The organism is Salinibacterium sp. SWN1162 (assembly GCF_015864675.1).
Classification (GTDB): Bacteria; Actinomycetota; Actinomycetes; order Actinomycetales; family Microbacteriaceae; genus Rhodoglobus.
This window is the reverse complement of sequence record NZ_JADYWT010000002.1, coordinates 227,636-247,372: the sequence shown is the minus strand read 5'-3', so window position 1 is coordinate 247,372 and position 19,737 is coordinate 227,636. Positions and strand designations below refer to the sequence as shown.

Genomic DNA, 19,737 nt, shown 5'->3' with positions numbered 1-19,737 from the left:
CCACTGTCAGCGACACAATACACACACCGACCGCTCACTTGCCTAATTCGCCCCGGTTGGGGGTGGGCCTGCTGTGGCGCTCGTTGTGACCAGTATGCCGAGGATGCGGCGACTTGCGGTAACTGTCACGATACGCCCATCTACGACGCACTCCTTTATATGGGCGTCATTTACGCCTGCGAGTAGCTCTGCGTTGTCGCAGGGGTAGCCAGCCACCAACCCACTCGCGGTGTCGGCTGCGGCGAGCGCCGCGGCATCCGTTGCTGCGGCGAGCGCGTGTCGAACGCTGAGCGCCCAATAGAGGGGAACAACGAGTGCGGTGATCACAATCACGGTCGCGACAAGGCCGACCATGAGCAGTGTTCCTGCGCCGCGTTCGCCGCCTGTTCGCGCGGCTAGACCACTTCTCCACCGCAGCTGCCCCTTGGCCACACCTCCACTCTCACTGGCCGGGCACACTATTTACCTCCCGCGAGCGCACAGCTGCTGGCGCTCAACGTAATCGGCAAGAGTCCAAGCAGCGCGTTGCGCGCAGGAGCCGTGACAGTGGCGCACACAAGGTTGTCGCGCTGGTGAGAGCTGAGCCGTGCTGACGCGACGAGAGCGGATGCGGTGGCTGCGACGGTGCCGGAGCTTTCGTCTCGGGCCAGGCTGCGTGCCGACGCGGCTGCCGCATCCTGCAGGCGCACTTGCAGCCCGGCAAGTTGCACTCCGTTGAGGCAGCAGACCAGAACCAGCGCCACAGCGGGCATCGCCAATGCGAATTCCGCCGTGACGCTGCCGCGCTCCCCGTTCAGCGCGAGTGACGACGTCCGCCTGTGCTCCGTCACTCGCTGACGTGTGCGGTAGCGCCTGCGCTTACGCGGGGATGGAAAGAGCACTGCGCACAATGTCGGTGAGCATGCCGCGCACTTCTCCCGAGCGCAATACGACCACGAGCAAGCCAGCAAAGCCAACCGCGGCAAGCGTCGTGATGGCATATTCGGCGGTGGCGGCACCGCGCTCAGAGCGGAGACGACCCTGCAGCCGCCGCGAGAGCGCGGTTACTCCGCTGAGTCGCGAGCGCTGTGCGCGCCCCGGTTCGAGGGCGGGAAAGTGGATGAGGTGTGGGTCGTTCATGAGGTACTCCTTCATGCGCTGTACGCAGTCTGCGGCCGAGTGATTCAAGCCTGCCGCGAACAGCACCCGGATGGCGCAGCGGCGACTGATGTGTGGAACACCGCTAGAACCCTTCGACAGTGGAGGAGATAACCGCGACCATGAGCGGCAGCACTCCGAGCACCATGAACGCGGGCAGCACGCACAGCCCGAGCGGGAGCATGAGTTGCACCGAGAGTGCAGCGGCGGCGGTGCGAGCATCCGCATCGGCAGTCAGCCTGAGCTCATCAGCTTCGGCCCGCAGCAGTTCAGCCGCGGGCACGCCCGCCTCGTGGGAAAGCTGCAGCACCTCGTCGAGGTGATCGCCATCACCGGGCAACGAGAAACGCTCGAGCGCCTCCGTCACGATGGCGCGCGCCGGAACCAGCGAGCCCCCGCCCGAGACCGCGACAGCCATAAGCTCGCACTCCAACCCTGGCGCTGCCCGCTTCGGGGTGGCGGAACGCACGAGCCGCCGATTCCACCGCACCGCGGTCAGGATCAGCCCGCCACCCACCACGAGACAGCCCCACCCGATAGGCGTCGTGAACAGCACCCCGAGGGTGTCGAACCCCAGCAGCGCCCCGAAGATGAGCCCCACAGCGGGCAGCGCCAGCACCATACGCGCGGTCGACACCGGAGCCGCTAAGGCGGTGGCGACTTCGCGCTGGCTGTGCACGAGCATCCGCAACGCCCTCGCATGGGTACGCAGCGCTCCCGCCAGCGGCGCTCCCACTTGGCCCGCCACGAACCACGCTGCGGCGAGAGAGTTCCACGCTTGCCGATCCAATACTGCCAACCCCGCGGATGCCCGAAAGATACGTTCTGGTGCCCCTCCCGGTTCGCCGCTCTCCACCGCTACCGCCGCGGCAACGGTGCTCTCGGCGCGGCCGCGCGCAACGTGCTGCCAGGCCGAAGTGGGAGTCAACCCTGCGTGCAGCAGGACGGCCAGTCGCTGGGTTGTGCTGGCAACATCGGGCAGTTGACTCGGCACGGCTTTCATTCGATTTCGGCGACCGTGAGCCGGTCGTTGGCGTCGAGTTCGAGGCGGCCAAGGTGGGTAAGTCTGCGGCGGCCGTCGACGCGATCGATGTGGAGAACGGCTCCGATCGCGCTAACGGCTTGACGGGCGATAGCGGTTGCGTCGAGGCCGGCGAGCGCACCAAGCGCTTCGAGGCGGCTGGGCACGTCGCGGAGTGAATTGGCGTGCAGTGTTCCGGCTCCACCGTCGTGACCGGTGTTGAGGGCGCTCAGGAGTTCGCGAATTTCGGCGCCGCGACATTCGCCGACGACGAGCCGGTCGGGGCGCATCCGAAGGGCTTCGCGTACGAGCGCGGAGAGTCCGTATCCCCCGGCGCCTTCGAGGTTGGCTTGCCGGGCTTCGAGGGAGACGAAGTGGGGGTGTTCGACACGCAGCTCCGCAACGTCTTCGATGGCCACGATCCGTTCGCTTTCTGACGCGGCAGCTAGAAAGGCGCCAAGAAAGGTCGTCTTTCCGGCACCGGAAGCGCCGGAGATCAAGACATTCTCACGCTGTTCAATGAGCGCCTGAATGCGCTCGCGAGGCACGTCATTGAAGAATCCCGCGAAGTCCAACTCAGCGAGCCCCAACGGTTCTCGGCTGGGCACTCGAATCGAGAGCAGTGTTCCGCTGGCAGAGATCGGTGGCAGGACGGCATGGACGCGCACCCCGCCGGTGAGCCGAACATCCACGCACGGAGTTGCTTCGTCGATGTGCCTGCCGCCGAGGCTGATGAGACGCACGGCAAGCGCCCGGAGGTCACCCTCAGTCATGCCGACATCGCCGATGGGTTCGAGGCCCCCACCGCGGTCGATCCACATGTTCTGGGCGCCGTTGACGAACACATCGGTGGTGTTCGGGCGCCCCACGTACGGTGCGAGTGGGCCGAAATCGTGTAGAGCGCCGGCAGAAGCAGAGACTGATCCAGAGGCTATTGCCGAACGCACGGCCGCAGCCCCGACACCCACGCCACCGCGATTGCCCAGCCGCAGCCCCTGAGGGGCATCAGGTTCGGCGGTGAGCCGCCGGCGGGCAACGAAAGGAACAGGGTCAGAGAGGCGCGAAGAATCAGTCACTCCGCCACGGTAGAGATCTCACGCGACCAGAATCGGTGAACACCGCTCGCCCGAAACAAAACACTCCCCCTCGCCGTTGGGGAGGAGGAGTGCTTCAGGTCAGACTCGAGACCCCGTAACCGCTCAGCGGGCAGGGGCACGTCACACGAAGATCAGCGCAGATTAGTCCTGAGCGACCGTGATGGTGACCTCAATGTTGCCGCGCGTTGCGTTGGAGTACGGGCACACCTGGTGGGCGGCATCCGCGAGCGCCTGGGCCTGGTCGGCTGCGACGTTCGGAATGATCACTTCGAGGGTGACGGCGAGTTTGAAGCCGCCGTCTTCGGTGGAAAGAAGGTGAACTGCGCTGCCGACGGAAGAGTGCTCGATGGCAACTTTCTGGTTGCGGGCGACCAGTTGCAGTGCCGAGTGGAAGCACGCGGCATAACCGGCGGCGAAGAGTTCTTCGGGGTTCGATCCGTTGCCCGATCCGCCCATCGCCGTGGGCATGGCGAGATCGAGGTCGACGTTGCCGGATGTTGTCTTGACGTGACCGTTGCGGCCGGCGCCGGTCGAGAGTGCTTCTGCGGTGTAAAGAGCGTCCATTAGTTCTGCCTTTCGATGACATGAACTCCACCAGCGGATGCGGTGGAGAGGTGGGAGGTGACGGCGTGGAGCGTCGACAGGGTGGCGGTAAATTCGGGGAAGGTGATGTTCGTGGCATCCGCAATGCATTCGGGGATGTGCGCCAATTGCTCCCGCATGGCGAGGCCCTGTGCCGTAGCGGTCACGACGACACGGCGCTCATCCGCCACAGATCGCTCACGCGAGAGAAAGCCGCGTTCTTCGAGTCGCTTAACAAGCGGCGAGGTTGTCCCAAGATCGAGCATCAGTTCTTCGGCAAGTTCGCTGATGGTGACCGACCGCTGTTCCCAGAGCACAATGAGCACCAAGTATTGGGGGTAGGTGAGCCCCCAGGGCGCGAGCAGCGCGGTGTAGCGACGATTCATCGCCCGCGCGGCCGCGTAGAGCCCGAAGCAGAGCATGCTGTCGAGGGCAGACGACTCCGCCTCGTTCCCGCTCTGTTCGTCATCCATTCCATAAGCCTCGCACACAAATAATTTGTGCACAAAGTAAAACCTGTGGTGCGCAGCGCATTCCCAGCCTGACTCCCCTGCACCCCTCAGCGATAGGCCGAAACCAGCTCCGCTCGATTCGAGACCCCCGCTTTGCGCAGCAGATTTGCCACGTGAAACTTCACCGTGTTCTCGCTGATCGAAAGCGAGTGAGCGATCGTTTTGTTGCGAGCGCCGGATGCGAGCAACTCAAGAACGTCGTTCTCGCGTTCCGTCACCTGCCACTGCGCCTGGGGAGAACGGTCGAGCCCTTCCGCGCTGAGCGGGAGCACGACGGCCAGCTCCGACCCCCAGCCCGCTGTACCGCTGACAGTGAGCCGCCCGTTGAGGGCAATCGCGCGCTCACTGAGCTGCCGCACCGCCGGATCGTCAAGAGAAACCGTGCCGGGCCCGTCATCCCGAATTCCAATGAGCAAATTCTCTCCATCGCAATCCCACTGAACCCGCAGTCGGGCGACTCCCGGTTGATTGACCAAGGACTGAACGGCGCCGCGGACGATCGCCCGGCCCGCATGCGCAACTTCACCGGGCAAGGCACGCCCGTTTTCGGGAGGATCAACAAACTGAACGTCACACTCTCCGAATCGAACGAGGGGGCGCAAATCGGCTTTCAGCCGTTCGAACGCTTTCGCCACCGGCTCTTCTGCCAACCGCCGATCCCGCTCGGAGACCGCGCGCAAACGCACCAATGCACCGACGGCAAGTTCGGTCGCTTCTTGGCGGGCAGTGGCATCCGCGGCATCCCGTGAGCGCAACGTCGTCAGCAGTTGTTCCAACGTCGTGGAGTGAGCATCGGTGAGATCGGCAATCACTTGAGCACGGTCCTGCGACGCCATTCGCGAGTCCCGCAAATAGTCGGGGCTTGCCACCGCAACCTGCTGCTGGATGCTCACCGCAACGAGTCGCCACAGCGAACCGATCGTAGCGAGCGCTTCATCCTGCCCCACCGAACTGTCGACGAGAACGGGGTCCGTCAGCACGAGCAGGGCACCGGTGGGAGCAATCCACACCGCTGCTGGCCGCTCCTGACGCGCCACGGTGACAGTGAGATCCCAAGCCGGATGCCCGAGTTCGGCGACCACCGCTCGCACGCTATCGAGTTCGGCAATACTCACGTGGTCGGTGATCGTGGGGTCTCCCGCTTTCTTTTGTGGGCGCCCCGTGCAGTCTTCCGTGAAGATCAACAGCGAGGTGTGGGTCACGAGCGGCGCTAGTACCGCCGAGAAGCTGCTGGCGATCTGCAGCAGCGGACTCGACACCACTGAATGAACCGCGTCGATAAGGGGAACGGAGTGCGCCGGAGCAGCGGAGGTCATCCCTCATTTTAGGCACGCCCTACCCGTTCGGATAGCACAAACCGGCCAAAAGGTGGGCTAGTTGCCATCCCGAAGAGTGGCACGGTGGAGTAATGGCCAGCGACAGTTCCCCCTCCACCATCTCCGACGCCCTCCCCTTGGTTCTTGCCGAAAATGCCGCAATGGGCACGGCGATTATCAATGACAGCGCGCCTGCGGTCGACTCTGCTATCGCGCTGATGAGCTCCGCCAATCGAGTGTTCGTGCTCGGCGCGGGCCGCTCCGGCCTTGCTCTTCGAATGTTTGCGATGCGCCTTATGCACCTCGGACTCACCGTGCATGTTGTTGGCGAGGTGACGACCCCGGCGATCGCCGCCGGTGACGTACTGTTCACCGCGAGCGGCTCTGGCACCACCGCCGGCGTCGTCCGTTCTGCAACCACTGCCATCGCCGAAGGAGCGCAGGTGATCGCGGTCACTACAGACCCGACATCCGCTCTGGCCACCATCGCCACCATCAGCATCACGATTCCTGCCGCGCAGAAACAAGATCACGCAGCCACTCTGACTGCTCAGTACTCCGGCGGCCTCTTCGAGCAAGCCGTGCTCCTGCTCGGCGACTCGATGTTCCACGTGATGTGGAAGAACTCCGGCGCCACAGCCGAGGAACTGTGGCCCCGCCACGCCAACCTCGAGTAATCGCTCGACTCGCCACCTCCCTTTCCCCTCATCAACCTCCCCTAAAGAAAGAGAAAAACATGAAGCTTCAAGTTGCAATGGATGTACTCACCACCGAGGCTGCCCTCACACTGGCGGCCCAAGTGGCCCCGCACGTCGACATTCTCGAGCTGGGCACCCCGCTCATCAAGCACGAAGGCGTGAGCGCGATTCGCGCCATCAAGGATGCTCACCCCGACAAGCTCGTCTTCGCCGACCTCAAGACCATGGATGCCGGTGAGCTCGAAGCGGACATGGCATTTGCCGCCGGCGCCGACTACGTCACCGTTCTTGGTGCGGCCGGAGACAGCACCATCAGCGGTGCCGTCACAGCGGCGAAGGCTCACAACAAGGGCATCGTCGTCGACCTGATCGGCGTCGCCGACAAGGTGACTCGCGCCCAAGAGGTCACAGCACTCGGCGCCGTATTCGTCGAGATGCATGCCGGTCTCGACGAGCAGGCTGAACCTGGATTCACCTTCCAGACCCTCCTCAACGACGGCGAAGTCGCCAAGGTGCCGTTCTCGGTTGCCGGCGGCATCAACGCCAGCACAATTGCCTCAGTACAGCGCGCGGGAGCGACCGTTGCGGTGGCTGGCGGATCAATTTACGGAGCTTCTGACCCCGCAGCCGCAGCCGCAGAGTTGAAAGCCGCCATCGTCTAATCACGAGAACGTACTAAAAGGGGGCGCCTTCGGGCGTCCCCTTTTTTGCGTTAAAACGCGAAGCAGCATCGGCTGAAGTAGCGACCACTCAGCGGGCATCGCTTAGAGAGCAACAGGCATCGCTTAAAGAGAGAGGGGCGGCGCCCAGTGGGGGGAAAGGGCGCCGCCACAGCGGCCGACGATTGGGGGGAATCGCATGGGCCGCTTCGCTGGACTCGCGCCCAGCGACTTTCAGTGTAACGCAACGGTATGTGCCCGCAACGGAGGATTTAGAATCGGTGGAATACTTTCAGAAAGAACGTGGTCGAGAACCGCAATCACACGATCGAAGAGGATCACATGACGAGTAATTCTATTGACAGTCTCTTACACGAATCACGACGTTTTGCCCCGTCAGAGGCCTTTTCTGCCGCTTCAGAAGCGAGCGCTGACCTCTACTCCTCGGCCAAGGCTGACCGAGTTGAGTTTTGGGCCGACCAGGCACGGGAGTACGTGCACTGGCACAAGCCATTCACAGAAACACTCGATTGGTCTACCCCTCCCTTTGCCAAGTGGTTCGCCGATGGTGAACTCAACGTCGCGTACAACTGCCTCGACCGCCATGTGCTCGCCGGCAACGGTGACCGCATCGCCATCCACTGGGAGGGCGAGCCCGGCGACAGCCGCAGCATTACGTATGCCGAACTGACGGCAGAAGTAAAACGTGCCGCCAACGCCATGGCCGCTCTTGGCGTCAGCCAGGGTGACGTCGTCGCCATCTATATGCCCCTCGTTCCCGAGGCTGTCATCGCGATGCTCGCCACGGTTCGCCTTGGCGCAGCCCACTCTGTTGTCTTCGGCGGCTTCAGCGCCGAGAGCCTGCGCAGTCGCATCGACGATGCGAGCGCCAAACTTGTTGTCACGGCCGATGGCGGCTGGCGCAAGGGCAAGGTGTTCCCCCTCAAAGCGGCAGTGGATGCCGCACTCGCCAACGGGGAATCCAGCGTCACGAATGTGTTGGTCGTCAAGCGCGGCGACAACGAGGTCGAGTGGACCGAGGGCCGCGACCTGTGGTGGCACGATCAGATTGAGGCAGCCGAGCCCGAGCACGAGGCTCAGGGATTCCCCGCCGAGAACCCTCTCTTCGTGCTCTACACCTCGGGCACCACCGGCAAACCGAAGGGCATCCTGCACACCAGTGGCGGTTACCTCACCCAGGCAGCATTCACGCACAAGAACGTCTTCGACCTCAAGCCGGAAACCGACGTGTACTGGTGCACGGCCGATGTCGGCTGGATCACCGGCCACACCTACGTCACGTACGGCCCCCTCGCGAACGGTGCTACACAGGTGCTCTACGAGGGCACGCCCGATAGCCCGAACCCCGGTCGCTGGTGGGAGATCATCGAGAAGTATCGCGTAAGCATTTTCTACACGGCGCCCACCGCCATCCGTTCCTGCATGAAAGCAGGCCGCCAGATCCCCGAGAAGTACGACCTCACCTCGATTCGCGTTCTGGGTTCGGTGGGCGAGCCCATCAACCCCGAGGCGTGGATTTGGTATCGCGACGTGATCGGCGCCGGAAAGACTCCGATCGTCGACACCTGGTGGCAGACCGAAACGGGCGCGATTATGGTCTCCGCTCTGCCCGGGCTGACGACGCTCAAGCCGGGTTCAGCGCAGGTTCCGATCCCGGGAATCAAGATCGACATCCTCGGTGAAGACGGCACGCGCGTTGACCCGCCCAATGGTGGCTTGCTCGTCGTTTCCGAGCCCTGGCCCGCCATGTTGCGCGGCATCTGGGGTGACCCTGAACGCTTCAAGGAAACGTACTGGTCGAAGTTCCCCCAGCTCGATGGCGATCGGTACTTCGCGGGCGACGGCGCTCACGTTGATGAAGACGGCGACATTTGGCTGCTCGGCCGCGTGGATGACGTCATGAATGTCTCCGGTCACCGCCTCTCGACGACTGAAATCGAGTCCGCTCTCGTCTCCAACCCGATCGTGGCCGAAGCCGCCGTAGTCGGAGCGGCGGATGAGGCCACCGGTCAGGCTGTCGTGGCCTTCGTGATTCTCAAGTCGAACCAAGAGCACGCTCAGACCGCCGCCGAAGCAAGCTCGCTCCTGCGCCAGCACGTCGCGAAGGAGATCGGCGCGATCGCACGTCCGCGCGAAATCTTCATCGTCTCGGAGCTGCCCAAGACGCGGTCAGGCAAGATCATGCGCCGCCTGCTTCAGGATGTCGCGGAGGGTCGCGAAATCGGTGACACCACCACGCTCGCTGACACCACGGTGATGCAGATCATCTCCGACAAGCTCAAGTAGCCCTCGCGCTAACGCTGAAGGCCGGGCTCCCTCACGGGACCCGGCCTTCGACGTTGGTACGCATCACTCCTGCGTTCTGCTACTTCGCGCGCTCCTTGAGCAAGCGAATGGCGGTGTCGATGTCGCTGAACGGCACACGCTCATCACCGATGATTTGATACGGTTCGTGACCCTTGCCCTGCAAGAGCACCACGTCATCCGGATTCGCGGCGTCAATCGCGTAGGCGATGGCAGTCGCCCGGTCGCGAATTTCTACGACACGTTCCGGATGCTCGAACCCGGCCCGAATGTGCGCCACGATCTGGTCGCCATCTTCGTTATGCACGTCGTCGTCGGTGACCACGATCAGGTCGGAGGCCTCTTCAACGATGCGCGCCATGACCGGGCGCTTACCCGGGTCGCGGTCGCCGGTGGCGCCGAAGACCGTCACGATGCGGGCGTGACCCGATTCGCGTAGCGCCGTCACTGCTTGCTGCACCGCGTCGGGGGTGTGGCCAGCATCCACGACGACCAAAGGAAGTTGATCGTTCTCGCGGAGACGGGTCATGCGTCCCAGCACCGGCTGTAGCGGAGCCAAAGCCTCGGCGATCGCTTGCGGCGCGATGCCCTGGGCCCACAGCACCGTCGCGCACGTGAGCAGGTTGTCTACGTTGAAGCGGCCGATGAGACCGCTGGCGACGTGGTGGCTTTCGCCCTCGATCACGAGATCGAATTCGAGTCCCTCGGTCGTAAGCTGCACGTTGTCCGCACGAACACTCGCTTCGGCGTGGCCGCGCGAGGTCATTCCGATCGCGCGCACCCCGGCCGGAACCGTGTGGTGAAAGTGGTCGAGCGCAGCGTCGTCGTCAAGGTTCAACAGCGCCGTCTGGATGCCCGGCAACGTGAAAATCTTGGCCTTCTGAGCCGCGTACTCCTCCATCGACCCGTGGTAGTCGAGGTGGTCGCGCGTGAAGTTCGTGAACGCCACGATGTCAAAGGCCACACCATCAACCCGGCGCTGTTCGAGCGCATGAGAGCTGACCTCCATGGCAACGTTCTGTACGCCGGCTCGGGTGAAGTCATCCAAGAACTGGTGAACAGCCGTCACCTGCGGAGTCGTCATGCCCATGTTGATGCGACGCGAACCGGTGATGCCAGCGCCGAGAGTTCCGATCGTGGCCGACGGCGTGCCGAGCTGGGCCCACGCCTGCGTCAACAAGTGCGCAGTCGAAGTCTTACCGTTGGTGCCGGTAATGCCCACCATCACCATGGCTGCAGATGGATGCCCCAGAAAGACATCCGCCTGAGTACCGACCACGTCGCGCAGGTTCGCGATCGCGTACACACGTTTATCGAGGGCAACGCCCTCCGCCGCCTTCGCGTCCACAAGAACTGCAACAGCACCCTGGGCTAGAGCGGCGTCAATGTACGGCAGAGCCGATGATGCGCTCGTGCCAATGGCAACGAACACGTCATCCGCGCCCGCCTCTCGGCTGTCTTGCACGAGTCGTCGAGCCTCAAGAACGACTCCGCTGTGCGCTGGGTCCCACAGACCGAGGTCTAGTGATCGCAGCGGCGCATTCTCCCCGGCCTGGCCGGGGAACCACACTTCGATCACGCGAACTCGAAAACGAACTCGACTTCAACCGGAGCGTCGAGAGGCAAAACAGCAACACCAACAGCGCTTCGAGCGTGCTTACCGATCTCGCCGAAAATTTCGACGAGAAGCTCAGAAGCTCCGTTGATTACGCCGGGCTGACCCGTGAAGCTGGGGTCGGAGGCGACAAAGCCGACGACTTTAACGACGCGCGTGATGCGGTCGAGTGATCCGATAGCGCCCTTGGCGGCAGCGAGGCCGTTCAAGACGCAGGTCTTGGCGTATTCGTGGGCTGCCGAAGCATCCACTTCAGCACCGACCTTGCCGGTGGCGGGCAGAGCACCATCGACCATCGGGAGCTGGCCCGCCGTGTAGACGAGGTTTCCTGACACCATTGCTGGCAAGTAGGCAGCAAGAGGCTTGGAAGTTTCTGGAACGCTCAAACCCAATTCTGCGAGCCGTGCATCGAGCTGCGACATCTAGTTGCTCTCTTCCTTGATCCGTTTGAAATAAGCGACCGGGCCCCCTTCAGGGCCAGTACCGACTTGCACAAGTTCCCAACCCTCGGAACCCCAATTGTTGAGGATCGCGGTGGAATTGTGCACCATCAGTGGTGTCGTGAGGTACTCCCATTTAGGCATATTTGCGGCTCCCGTTCAGCATGGCGTTATCAATAATCCCCTACTGTTGATCATATGTCTGCCCTAAAAACTCCGCGTCGCGGCATCCTTTCGGCTATTGCCGGACTGATCGGCTTCAGCGCCCTCTCTGGTGTGCTTGTGACCGCCATGGTTGCGCCCGCGCTCGCCGTGACCGGCATCACTGCTTCAAGCACCATCGGCATCTTCGATGGACTCCCCGATTACCTCGAAATTGATCAGCAGCCTGAACGCAACGCGATCTACGCGAAGTACACCGGTCGCGGCAGTGTCGATGGTTACTACCAGATCGCCACGATCTACGACCAGAACCGTCAAGAAGTCAGCTTCGACGAAATTTCGCCCTACGCCGTCGAAGCGGTAGTTGCTGGTGAAGACCGACGTTTCTTCGAGCACGGTGGCGTTGACCTCACCTCGCTCCTTCGTGCCGCAGTCGGCAACGTCGTGTCCTCGGGCATCGAGAGTGGTGCATCCACCCTCACTATGCAGCTCGTCAAAAATACTTTCATCTCGGCCGCCGAATCTCTGCCCAACGAAGACGATCGTGCCGCTGCCTACGAGAACGCGATTCGTACGTCGTTCGACCGCAAGCTCAAAGAAATGAAGCTCGCGATCGGTCTCGAGAAGCGATACACGAAGAAGGAAATCCTCACCGCGTACTTGAACATCGCGAACTTCGGTAACGCTACTTACGGAATCCAGGCCGCTGCGCAGCGCTATTACAGCGTCGATGCGAAAGATCTGAACCTTGAGCAGTCCGCGAGTCTCATTGCCATCGTGCAGGAGCCGAGCATCCGCAACCTGTCAGACCCCGAATACTTCGCGGCCAACCAAGACCGTCGTGACGTGATTCTCTCGGCGATGCTCGACGTTGGGTCCATCGATCGTGCAGAGTACGACGAGGCAGTAGCGATCCCGGTTGATGAAGAGACCGTCATTCCTTCCTCGCCGAACAACGGCTGCATCGCAGCAAACCAGTTCTCTAAATGGTTCTGTGATTACGTCGTCAAGAGCGTGCCCGACTTTGAGTTCTTAGGAGCCACGGTCGAGGAACGCGAAAGTAACTGGGAAAAGGGCGGGTACAAGCTCTACACGACGCTCGATCTCAACGCGCAGATTGCCGCCCAGCAGGCGACATGGAAGTACGCACCCAACGACGTCACCTCGTTCCAGCTCGGAAGCGCGACATCCACGGTAGAAGCGGGAACCGGTCGAGTGCTCGTCATGGCGGAGAACAAACTCTTCAATGACACCGCAGAAGGCGGCGGCAAGACCAGCACCGCGGTCAACTACAACACGAGCTACGACTACGGCGGGTCCAGCGGCTTCCAGCCCGGATCGACATACAAGGTGTTCACTCTGATCGAGTGGCTCAACCAGGGTAAGGGCATCTACGACCGTCTCGAAGGTACTGCTCGCACGATGGACGGCTCTCAATTCGTCGACTCGTGCAATGGACCCTATTCCGGCCCTGTCGTATTCGGCAACAACGCTAACGAAACCGGAACGTACACAGTCGCTGAAGGTACCGCCGAATCGGTTAACGGTGTGTTCTTCTCGATGGCAAGCCAACTCGATCAGTGCAACATTCGAAACGTTGCGGCCAGCATGGGCGTCGAGCGCGCCGACGGTGACGAGCTCCAGAGCTATCCGTCATCAATCATCGGAACTAACGACGTCACACCGCTGAGCATGGCCTCTGCCTACGCTGCGATCGGTGCGGGCGGGCTCTGGTGCGAGCCGATCATCATCGATAAGGCCATCGACGCCAAGAACAACGATCTGGGCGGCCAAGAGAAGAACTGCCGTCAGGCCATTTCGCCCGAGGTTGCAGCAACCACCGCCTTCGTGCTCACAGAGGTACTCAAGCGCGGAAACGCTGCGTACTCCGACCCCAACGACGGAATCCCGATCTTTGGTAAGACGGGTACCACCGACGGCGCTGTGCACACCTGGATGGCCAGTGGTACTACTCGATACGGCACGGCAACCTGGGTAGGTAACATCTCGGGATTCCAGGACATCAGCGATGTCTACTACGCCGATGTCGACGGTTATAAGCTGCGTCACTACATCACGAACGCCACCGATACAGCGCTTAACAAGAAGTACCCGGGTAAGGCGCTGCCAGAGCCCGATTCGAAGTTGCTCACTGGTTCTGGAACTGACGTTCCCGATGTGAGCCTGCAGTCGTTGGAGCAGGCACGTTCGGTGCTGACCAGTCTGGGATTCAGTTTCGCCGACGGCGGCCAAGTTGACTCCGAATTGCCGGCGGGTCAAGTCGTGAACACGAACCCTAGTGCCGGAACGCAGTCTGCATTTGGCGCCACGGTTACGGTCTACACCAGCAAGGGAAACAAGGTCGAGGTTCCCGATGTGGTCGGAGACGGCAAGTCGACTGACGTGGCGACAGCCCAGAGCATCCTCAATAACGCCGGTTTCAATAATCTGAATCAGGCATGTGAAGCGGTTCCTCCGGGTGACCCCCGCGACGGCTTTGTCACCGCGATGAATCCGGGTGCCGGCTCATTCGCTAAGCCAGACGCCACAGTGACCGTCACGGTCGCGCAGTCCACACCGTGCCCATGAGTAAAGCAATCTCTCCCGCAGCTACCGCACTTGGTGCGGTAGCTGCGGCAGGGGTCGCCGCGTTCGCGTGGGGCGCTCTTGTGGAACGCAATGCGTTCACCGTGCGGCACGAGACTCTGCCGATTCTCGATCCCAGCGCTCGCGATATCACCGTGTTGCATTTCTCCGATCTGCATATGGCCCCGTGGCAAACACGCAAACAAGACTGGGTTCGATCGCTTGCGATGTACGAACCTGACCTCATAATCAACACGGGTGACAACCTCGGGCACACCGATGGCCTGCTTGGCATCAAACGTGCCTTCGAGCCCTTCGAAGGCATTCCTGGTGTTTTCGTACACGGATCGAACGACTACTACGGCCCCCAGTTCAAGAATCCCTTCACGTATTTCACGGGCCCGTCATCGGGGCACACTCCGGTTGAACACCTCGACACCGACGCCCTCAACGCATTCTTCGAAGACGATCTCGGCTGGCTGTCGCTCAATAACCACGCGCGTGCCATCGAATTGCGTGGTTCGCGACTAGAGCTCTTCGGCACGGCTGATGCGCACCGCGGCTGGGAGCGACTCGATCGCCTCCCCGCCAACGTCGAGGAGATGCGTGAGAATGTGGGCTGGGCGGATGACCCGCACGGCCCCGAAACTGTGGCGATCGGCGTCACACACGCCCCTTACCGCCGCGTGCTCGATGCCCTCGTCAACAATGGCGCCGACGCAATTTTCGCGGGCCACACTCACGGTGGCCAAGTTCGAATCCCCGGAATGGCGGCCGCGCTCGTCGCGAATTGTGACATTCCGCGGGAGCAAGCACGCGGTCTCAGCATCTGGCATCACCTGCGTCGGGCGGCGTTCCTGAACGTCAGCGCGGGCCTCGGAACGTCGATTTATGCGCCCGTTCGCTTCGCCTGCAAGCCCGAAGCGGTGGTAGTGACGCTCACTGCCGGAGATATCGGCTATTCTTGATTTGTTCGTCGCGTAAGTGACGGGTGATCGGGGTGTGGCGCAGCTTGGTAGCGCGCTTCGTTCGGGACGAAGAGGTCGTGGGTTCAAATCCCGCTACCCCGACAAACCACTGGCTTTGAGCCGCAGAACTGCGATTCTCAGAGGCAGTCCACTAATCGCTCTCCTTCGGGAGGGCGATTTGTGTTTTCAGCGCTGCACTCCGTGGCGCGGCGCGCTCCGTGGTGCAGTACGGGATCCGCCGTGCGATGTTGGTTCCGGCGAAGAAGCGTCGTTCAGTGGTCCCCCGAATGGTGCCCTACTCTTGACAAGTGGCCGACGTAACACTAATAGCCGAGCGAATCATTCGCCGTTTTGCCCGCGACACCAACCTCTTGGTCGCTGGCCGTAGCGTGCGCATCAGCGCGTCTCCGCCCGAGGCTTCTCAGCTCATCGCCGCTTCTCGCGAACTAACGCGAATGCTCAGTGCGCTGGGTGCCCACGTTGTGCACGCTGGCCGTGACGATGCCGCCGCTGCCTCCGCCCAGCTCCTCGACATCCAGTTGGAAGCCGCTGGCCCCGACTCGGAGATCACCGCCCTGTTCCGCCTCGGCGGCGCTCCCCTGCCCGCTCGCGGCGATGCCGACGGCCGCATCGATTTCGCCGGGGAACACATGCCCGTTTCGCGACTCGTGGCAGAAGGCCTCGGCGAGCGCGGCTCGGTGCAGGGCCTCCGCATCGGTATCGCGATGGTGCTCGAGCCCAAGACAGCCCAATTGGCGCTCTTGCTTGCTGCTGCGGGTGCCGACGTGGCGGTCTATGCGCATCCGGATGAAATCGACGCTTCGGTTGCCGAGGCGCTGCGGGCGCGCGGCGTCGCGGTCGATGGCTCCGAGACACTGAGCGGGCAGGCCGAGCGCGCTGCTGCGCTGGCTTTCCTTGAACGCGGCTTCGACATCCTGCTCGACGATGGTTCACACCTCATCCGCCTCGCTCACGAAGATGCTCCGCACCTGGTGAAGAACTGGATCGGCACCAATGAGGAGACGACGAGCGGTTTGACGCCACTTCGTCAGATGAGTGCTCTGGGCATCCTCGGCACCGCCGTGTTTGCGGTCAATGACGCTCACATGAAAACGCGTTTCGATAACCGTTACGGCACGGGCCAGTCGTGTGTGTTCGCGATCGCGGATGCTCTCGACCGAGTGGGGGTGACGGTGCGCGATCAGCCCGCTCTCGTGATCGGTTATGGCCCCGTGGGTGAGGGTGTCGCCGCTCACTTGGCGGCACTCGGAGCCACGGTGCGCGTGGCCGAAGTCGACCCCGTGCTCGCTCTTCGCGCCGCCCATGATGGTTACGAGATCGGCGAGGCTGCCCTGCTCGGCGCCGGCGCCCTCATCGTCTCCAGTACCGGTGTTGCCCACACGATCAGCGCTGACCTGGCTCGCGCCGCACGGGCGGTGGCAGTGGCGGGTGGCGTGCCCGGAGAGCTCGATCTCGATGGACTGCTCACGGGTGACCCCGTGGAACAGCTGACTTCTCTCGCCGCGCACGTTGAACGCGCCGATCCCGCGGGCACCCTCGTGCTCGACCGCGGCGGCTGCATCAACATCACCGCGGCCGAAGGCAACCCGATTGAGATCATGGATCTCTCGTTCGCCGTTCAACTTGCCGCTGTTGAAGAACTTGTTGTCACGCGACCACCCGTTGGGGTCCACGAACTCCCGTCAAACATTGATGACACCGTCGCTCGCGCTGCCCTCGCTGCTCGCGGTGAGCGCATCGACACTCCCGCCGACGCGCAAATCGCGGCAGCCCACGACTGGCGCTCCCGCCGCTACCTCAGCTCTTCACCGAATCAGGAAACCCGATGAGTAACCTCCATACCGCGGCATCCATGCTCACCTCGACCGATGCCGACCACCCGGTGGTGTTGTACACCGCCAATCTCGTTATTCCCATCACCGCTCCCCCACTGCTGAACGGCGCCATTGCCGTGCGCGACGGTCGCATTCTGCACGTCGGCGAGCGCGATTGGGTTCGCCGTTCTCTCGCCGATCGTGGGATCGGTGCGCGCGAGATCCACTGGCCCGGTGTTCTCATGCCCGGCCTCGTGAACGCGCACACCCACCTGCAGTACACCGGCATGGCCGAGGTCGGCCGCGGGCAGTACGAGGGCTTCGACGACTGGTCCACCGCGTTCAACCCCGTGTACGAGCAACCCCACGACTGGGCTGCGGATGCCGCGGCAGGCGCTCAGCTCATGATCGAAGCCGGCACCACCGCCGTCGCCGACATCGTGACCGACGGTGAGGCATCCGCTGCGCTGCACAATGCGGGATTACACGGCATCACGTACTGGGAAGTGATGAGCTGGACCAATGACGACTGGGCCCGCACCGGGCGCCAGCAGGTTGAGGCTGCTCTGGATGCCCTGCCGTCCCCTCCCGGAACCGGGCTGTCGCCGCACGCACCGTACTCGCTCGAGGTCGTGCCTCTGCTCGAAATCCCCGACATCGTTCGTGAGCGCGGAAGCCGTCTTCACCTGCACCTGGGCGAAGCAGCGTTCGAGCGCGAGTTTCACCACGAGCACGGCGACCCGTGGCACGGCCGCGAACTGGGCAGCTTTCGTGAACTGCGCGCCGCGGGTTTCGGCACCGGCGCCACCGAATTCGTCGACCAGCTTGGCGTGCTCGGGCCCGACTGCCATATCGCCCATGGAATCTACATGACCGCGCGTGATCGCGCCCTTCTGCGGGCTCGCGGCACAAGCGTGGCGCTCTGCCCCCGCTCCAACGCCGTTATCGGTCTTGACGAGCCTCCCGTGGCCGCGTATCTGGCCGAGGGCAACGCGCTGGCCATCGGCACCGACTCGCTGTCATCGAGCCCCTCGCTCGACCTCATGGCGGATGTCGCTGAGCTTTCGCGCATCGCTCATTCTCAGGGCCACACGATGCGCGATTTACCCGAGCGACTGCTGCGCGCGGCCACACTCGGCGGCGCGCACGCGATGGGGATCGACGTCGGCCCCGACCGCACGGGTCACCTCGCCGTTGGGGCGCTCGCTGACCTCGCTTTCTTCGACATCCCCGTCACCACCATCGACGACACGATCGCTACGCTCGTCGAATCAGGCGCTGGGCGCGCCGCCGCCACGCTCGTCTCCGGGCGCGTCAGATTTGCCAGCACCAACTTCACGAACAAGACCGGAGTGACCGCTCATGACTGATCCCACTGTTTCTTCCGATGCCGCTAACGTTGCCGGCGATACCCGCCCGGTAACCGCGCAGCTTCTCAACCTCGAGTCGCATCCCGAGGGCGGTTGGTTCCGCCGCACCTGGGCGGGCACCAGCCCGGTCGAGACTCCGAATGGCGCACGCCCGTCAGCCACCTGCATCCACTACCTGCTGGTTCCCGGCGAGCACAGTGACTGGCACGTCGTAGCCAACGATGAAATCTGGCTGTGGCACGGCCCCGGAACGCTGGAGCTTTCGCTCGGTGGCAACGGTGATCTGCCCGACGAAGCACACGCCGAGCGTCTCGTGCTCGGCCCTGATCTCGCCAACGGGCACGTCGCCCAAGTCGTCGTTCCGGCTGGCGTCTGGCAGGCCGGTCGCCTGACCGCGGACACCGAGGTGCTGGTGAGTTGCTTTGTGTCGCCCGGTTTCGACTTCGCCGACTGGCGACTTGTAAACTAGCAAGTCTGCACCCCCTTTCTCCGCCCGAGTACAGCACTACTCGGGTGACGTTTGTTCAACCACCTCACGCACAGCAACAGGAGACTTCCATGACCTCATCACGGCATTTTCGTCGGGCCCTCGTCGCCACCGCAGCAGCAGCTGTTCTGGCTTTAACCGCCTGCACCGCAGACACCACCACTGACAGCAGCACGACCGTCGACGACGGATCGCTGCCCACCCTCACCGCGGGCAAGCTCACCATTGCCACCGGCGAGCCCGCCTACGCGCCCTGGGTCGTCGACAACGAGCCCTCGAACGGCGAAGGCTTCGAAGCTGCCGTGGCCTACGCCTTGGCCGACGAACTCGGCTTCACCGCGGATGACGTTGTCTGGGTTCGCTCGAGCTTCGACAGTGCGATCGCACCGGGCCCCAAGGACTGGGACCTCAACATGCAGCAATTCTCGATTACCGAAGACCGCAAGCAAGCCGTCGACTTCTCCAGCCCGTACTACACGACCACTCAGGCCGTCATCGCCACCGAGAGCTCGGCCGCAGCCGGTGCCACCTCGATCGCTGACCTCAAGAACGTCGTCGTCGGCGTAGCCAGTGGCAGCACCAGCTACACAATCGCCACTGAAGCTCTGGGGGACGACCTCTCGGTCTTCAACTCCAACGAAGACGGCGTTCTCGCACTGACCAGCGGCCAGATCGATGCTTTCGTCATCGACCTGCCCAGCGCGTTCTACCTCGCCACGGTTGAAATCGACGGCGGCGTTATTCTTGGCCAGTTCGAGTCCTCCGCTGGAGGAGACGAATTCGCCTTCGTGCTCCCCAAGGATTCCGAGCTGACCTCCCCGGTGAGTGACGCACTGGATGCGCTCGCCGCTGACGGAACCCTTCAGTCCATTCAAGACGAGTGGCTCAGCGCTGCCGTCGACGTTCCCGTCCTGAAGTAAGAACACG

At 62.9% G+C, this 19,737-nt stretch carries 20 protein-coding genes and 1 tRNA gene; 10 read left to right on the top strand and 11 right to left on the bottom strand.

Annotation, left to right across the window (positions count from 1 at the left end; genetic code table 11):
• Window positions 1-42: 42 nt before the first annotated feature.
• The 8 genes from I6E58_RS10900 to I6E58_RS10865 all read right to left on the bottom strand — a co-directional run bounded on the left by I6E58_RS10900 (window position 43) and on the right by I6E58_RS10865 (window position 5,665).
• Window positions 43-432, bottom strand: a complete 390-nt coding sequence (locus tag I6E58_RS10900; RefSeq protein ID WP_129073105.1) for an Rv3654c family TadE-like protein — start codon at window positions 430-432, stop codon at window positions 43-45.
• Between the two features lie 26 nt (window positions 433-458).
• Window positions 459-758 (bottom strand): TadE family type IV pilus minor pilin, encoded by a 300-nt coding sequence (locus tag I6E58_RS10895; RefSeq protein ID WP_304610996.1) that lies wholly within the window; start codon window positions 756-758, stop codon window positions 459-461.
• 100 nt (window positions 759-858) lie between these two features.
• On the bottom strand, window positions 859-1,119 hold the full coding sequence (locus I6E58_RS10890) for a DUF4244 domain-containing protein (RefSeq protein WP_231595512.1): 261 nt from the start codon (window positions 1,117-1,119) through the stop codon (window positions 859-861).
• A gap of 103 nt (window positions 1,120-1,222) precedes the next feature.
• On the bottom strand, window positions 1,223-2,140 hold the full coding sequence (locus tag I6E58_RS10885) for a type II secretion system F family protein (RefSeq protein ID WP_197133496.1): 918 nt from the start codon (window positions 2,138-2,140) through the stop codon (window positions 1,223-1,225).
• Complete coding sequence (locus I6E58_RS10880; protein ID WP_307842108.1) at window positions 2,137-3,234, bottom strand: TadA family conjugal transfer-associated ATPase; 1,098 nt, start codon at window positions 3,232-3,234, stop codon at window positions 2,137-2,139. Before I6E58_RS10880 ends, I6E58_RS10885 begins: the two co-directional genes overlap by 4 nt.
• A gap of 162 nt (window positions 3,235-3,396) precedes the next feature.
• Entirely contained in the window at window positions 3,397-3,819 is a 423-nt protein-coding gene (locus I6E58_RS10875) for an organic hydroperoxide resistance protein (protein ID WP_197133493.1), read from the bottom strand.
• Window positions 3,819-4,310 carry a MarR family winged helix-turn-helix transcriptional regulator gene (locus I6E58_RS10870; protein ID WP_197133490.1) on the bottom strand — a complete coding sequence of 164 codons (492 nt, stop codon included), beginning with the start codon at window positions 4,308-4,310 and terminating at the stop codon, window positions 3,819-3,821. Before I6E58_RS10870 ends, I6E58_RS10875 begins: the two co-directional genes overlap by 1 nt.
• A gap of 86 nt (window positions 4,311-4,396) precedes the next feature.
• Window positions 4,397-5,665, bottom strand: a complete 1,269-nt coding sequence (locus I6E58_RS10865) for a response regulator transcription factor family protein (RefSeq protein WP_197133487.1) — start codon at window positions 5,663-5,665, stop codon at window positions 4,397-4,399.
• A 92-nt stretch (window positions 5,666-5,757) separates the two neighbouring features.
• Here I6E58_RS10865 and hxlB point away from each other — a divergent pair, with 92 nt between their 5' ends.
• The 3 genes from hxlB to acs all read left to right on the top strand — a co-directional run bounded on the left by hxlB (window position 5,758) and on the right by acs (window position 9,329).
• Window positions 5,758-6,342 (top strand): 6-phospho-3-hexuloisomerase, encoded by a 585-nt coding sequence (gene hxlB, locus I6E58_RS10860; protein WP_197133484.1) that lies wholly within the window; start codon window positions 5,758-5,760, stop codon window positions 6,340-6,342.
• Window positions 6,343-6,401: 59 nt separating this feature from the next.
• Window positions 6,402-7,025 (top strand): 3-hexulose-6-phosphate synthase, encoded by a 624-nt coding sequence (gene hxlA, locus I6E58_RS10855; RefSeq protein WP_129073096.1) that lies wholly within the window; start codon window positions 6,402-6,404, stop codon window positions 7,023-7,025.
• 339 nt (window positions 7,026-7,364) lie between these two features.
• Window positions 7,365-9,329, top strand: coding sequence for an acetate--CoA ligase (acs, locus tag I6E58_RS10850; RefSeq protein ID WP_197133481.1), 1,965 nt, complete (start codon window positions 7,365-7,367; stop codon window positions 9,327-9,329).
• 79 nt (window positions 9,330-9,408) lie between these two features.
• On the opposite strand, the gene I6E58_RS10845 is transcribed toward acs, so the two are convergent.
• From I6E58_RS10845 to I6E58_RS10835, 3 genes are read right to left on the bottom strand one after another with little or no spacing between them, the layout of a single operon-like run.
• Window positions 9,409-10,926, bottom strand: a complete 1,518-nt coding sequence (locus tag I6E58_RS10845; protein ID WP_197133478.1) for a UDP-N-acetylmuramoyl-L-alanyl-D-glutamate--2,6-diaminopimelate ligase — start codon at window positions 10,924-10,926, stop codon at window positions 9,409-9,411.
• A complete protein-coding gene (locus I6E58_RS10840) occupies window positions 10,923-11,384 on the bottom strand; it encodes a RidA family protein (protein ID WP_129073093.1) in 462 nt (153 codons plus the stop codon). Before I6E58_RS10840 ends, I6E58_RS10845 begins: the two co-directional genes overlap by 4 nt.
• Entirely contained in the window at window positions 11,385-11,546 is a 162-nt protein-coding gene (locus I6E58_RS10835) for a hypothetical protein (RefSeq protein ID WP_197133475.1), read from the bottom strand.
• 54 nt (window positions 11,547-11,600) lie between these two features.
• On the opposite strand from I6E58_RS10835, the gene I6E58_RS10830 reads away from it, so the two are divergent.
• The 7 genes from I6E58_RS10830 (at window position 11,601) to I6E58_RS10800 (ending at window position 19,730) form a co-directional block, all read left to right on the top strand.
• Entirely contained in the window at window positions 11,601-14,153 is a 2,553-nt protein-coding gene (locus tag I6E58_RS10830) for a transglycosylase domain-containing protein (RefSeq protein WP_197133472.1), read from the top strand.
• On the top strand, window positions 14,150-15,118 hold the full coding sequence (locus tag I6E58_RS10825) for a metallophosphoesterase (protein ID WP_197133468.1): 969 nt from the start codon (window positions 14,150-14,152) through the stop codon (window positions 15,116-15,118). The genes I6E58_RS10830 and I6E58_RS10825 overlap by 4 nt, the downstream gene beginning before the upstream one ends.
• 28 nt (window positions 15,119-15,146) lie before the next feature.
• Window positions 15,147-15,220: transfer RNA gene (locus tag I6E58_RS10820), tRNA-Pro, on the top strand.
• A gap of 206 nt (window positions 15,221-15,426) precedes the next feature.
• Window positions 15,427-16,968 carry an adenosylhomocysteinase gene (locus tag I6E58_RS10815; protein WP_197133465.1) on the top strand — a complete coding sequence of 514 codons (1,542 nt, stop codon included), beginning with the start codon at window positions 15,427-15,429 and terminating at the stop codon, window positions 16,966-16,968.
• Entirely contained in the window at window positions 16,965-18,323 is a 1,359-nt protein-coding gene (locus I6E58_RS10810; RefSeq protein ID WP_231595511.1) for an amidohydrolase family protein, read from the top strand. Before I6E58_RS10815 ends, I6E58_RS10810 begins: the two co-directional genes overlap by 4 nt.
• Window positions 18,316-18,792: a cupin domain-containing protein gene (locus I6E58_RS10805; protein ID WP_197133463.1), complete on the top strand. Its 477-nt coding sequence runs from the start codon at window positions 18,316-18,318 to the stop codon at window positions 18,790-18,792. The genes I6E58_RS10810 and I6E58_RS10805 overlap by 8 nt, the downstream gene beginning before the upstream one ends.
• 89 nt (window positions 18,793-18,881) lie before the next feature.
• A complete protein-coding gene (locus I6E58_RS10800) occupies window positions 18,882-19,730 on the top strand; it encodes an ABC transporter substrate-binding protein (protein WP_197133461.1) in 849 nt (282 codons plus the stop codon).
• Window positions 19,731-19,737 lie beyond the last annotated feature (7 nt).

Excerpts from the sequence above, each read along its gene's own strand:
- hxlA (WP_129073096.1), top strand. The coding sequence starts at position 6,402 with ATGAAGCTTCAAGTTGCAATGGATGTACTCACCACCGAGGCTGCCCTC.
- I6E58_RS10890 (WP_231595512.1), bottom strand. The coding sequence starts at position 1,119 with ATGAACGACCCACACCTCATCCACTTTCCCGCCCTCGAACCGGGGCGC.
- I6E58_RS10805 (WP_197133463.1), top strand. The coding sequence starts at position 18,316 with ATGACTGATCCCACTGTTTCTTCCGATGCCGCTAACGTTGCCGGCGAT.
- acs (WP_197133481.1), top strand. The coding sequence starts at position 7,365 with ATGACGAGTAATTCTATTGACAGTCTCTTACACGAATCACGACGTTTT.
- I6E58_RS10885 (WP_197133496.1), bottom strand. The coding sequence starts at position 2,140 with ATGAAAGCCGTGCCGAGTCAACTGCCCGATGTTGCCAGCACAACCCAG.
- I6E58_RS10840 (WP_129073093.1), bottom strand. The coding sequence starts at position 11,384 with ATGTCGCAGCTCGATGCACGGCTCGCAGAATTGGGTTTGAGCGTTCCA.
- I6E58_RS10870 (WP_197133490.1), bottom strand. The coding sequence starts at position 4,310 with ATGGATGACGAACAGAGCGGGAACGAGGCGGAGTCGTCTGCCCTCGAC.
- I6E58_RS10825 (WP_197133468.1), top strand. The coding sequence starts at position 14,150 with ATGAGTAAAGCAATCTCTCCCGCAGCTACCGCACTTGGTGCGGTAGCT.
- I6E58_RS10865 (WP_197133487.1), bottom strand. The coding sequence starts at position 5,665 with ATGACCTCCGCTGCTCCGGCGCACTCCGTTCCCCTTATCGACGCGGTT.
- I6E58_RS10835 (WP_197133475.1), bottom strand. The coding sequence starts at position 11,546 with ATGCCTAAATGGGAGTACCTCACGACACCACTGATGGTGCACAATTCC.
- I6E58_RS10875 (WP_197133493.1), bottom strand. The coding sequence starts at position 3,819 with ATGGACGCTCTTTACACCGCAGAAGCACTCTCGACCGGCGCCGGCCGC.
- I6E58_RS10810 (WP_231595511.1), top strand. The coding sequence starts at position 16,965 with ATGAGTAACCTCCATACCGCGGCATCCATGCTCACCTCGACCGATGCC.
- hxlB (WP_197133484.1), top strand. The coding sequence starts at position 5,758 with ATGGCCAGCGACAGTTCCCCCTCCACCATCTCCGACGCCCTCCCCTTG.
- I6E58_RS10830 (WP_197133472.1), top strand. The coding sequence starts at position 11,601 with ATGTCTGCCCTAAAAACTCCGCGTCGCGGCATCCTTTCGGCTATTGCC.
- I6E58_RS10800 (WP_197133461.1), top strand. The coding sequence starts at position 18,882 with ATGACCTCATCACGGCATTTTCGTCGGGCCCTCGTCGCCACCGCAGCA.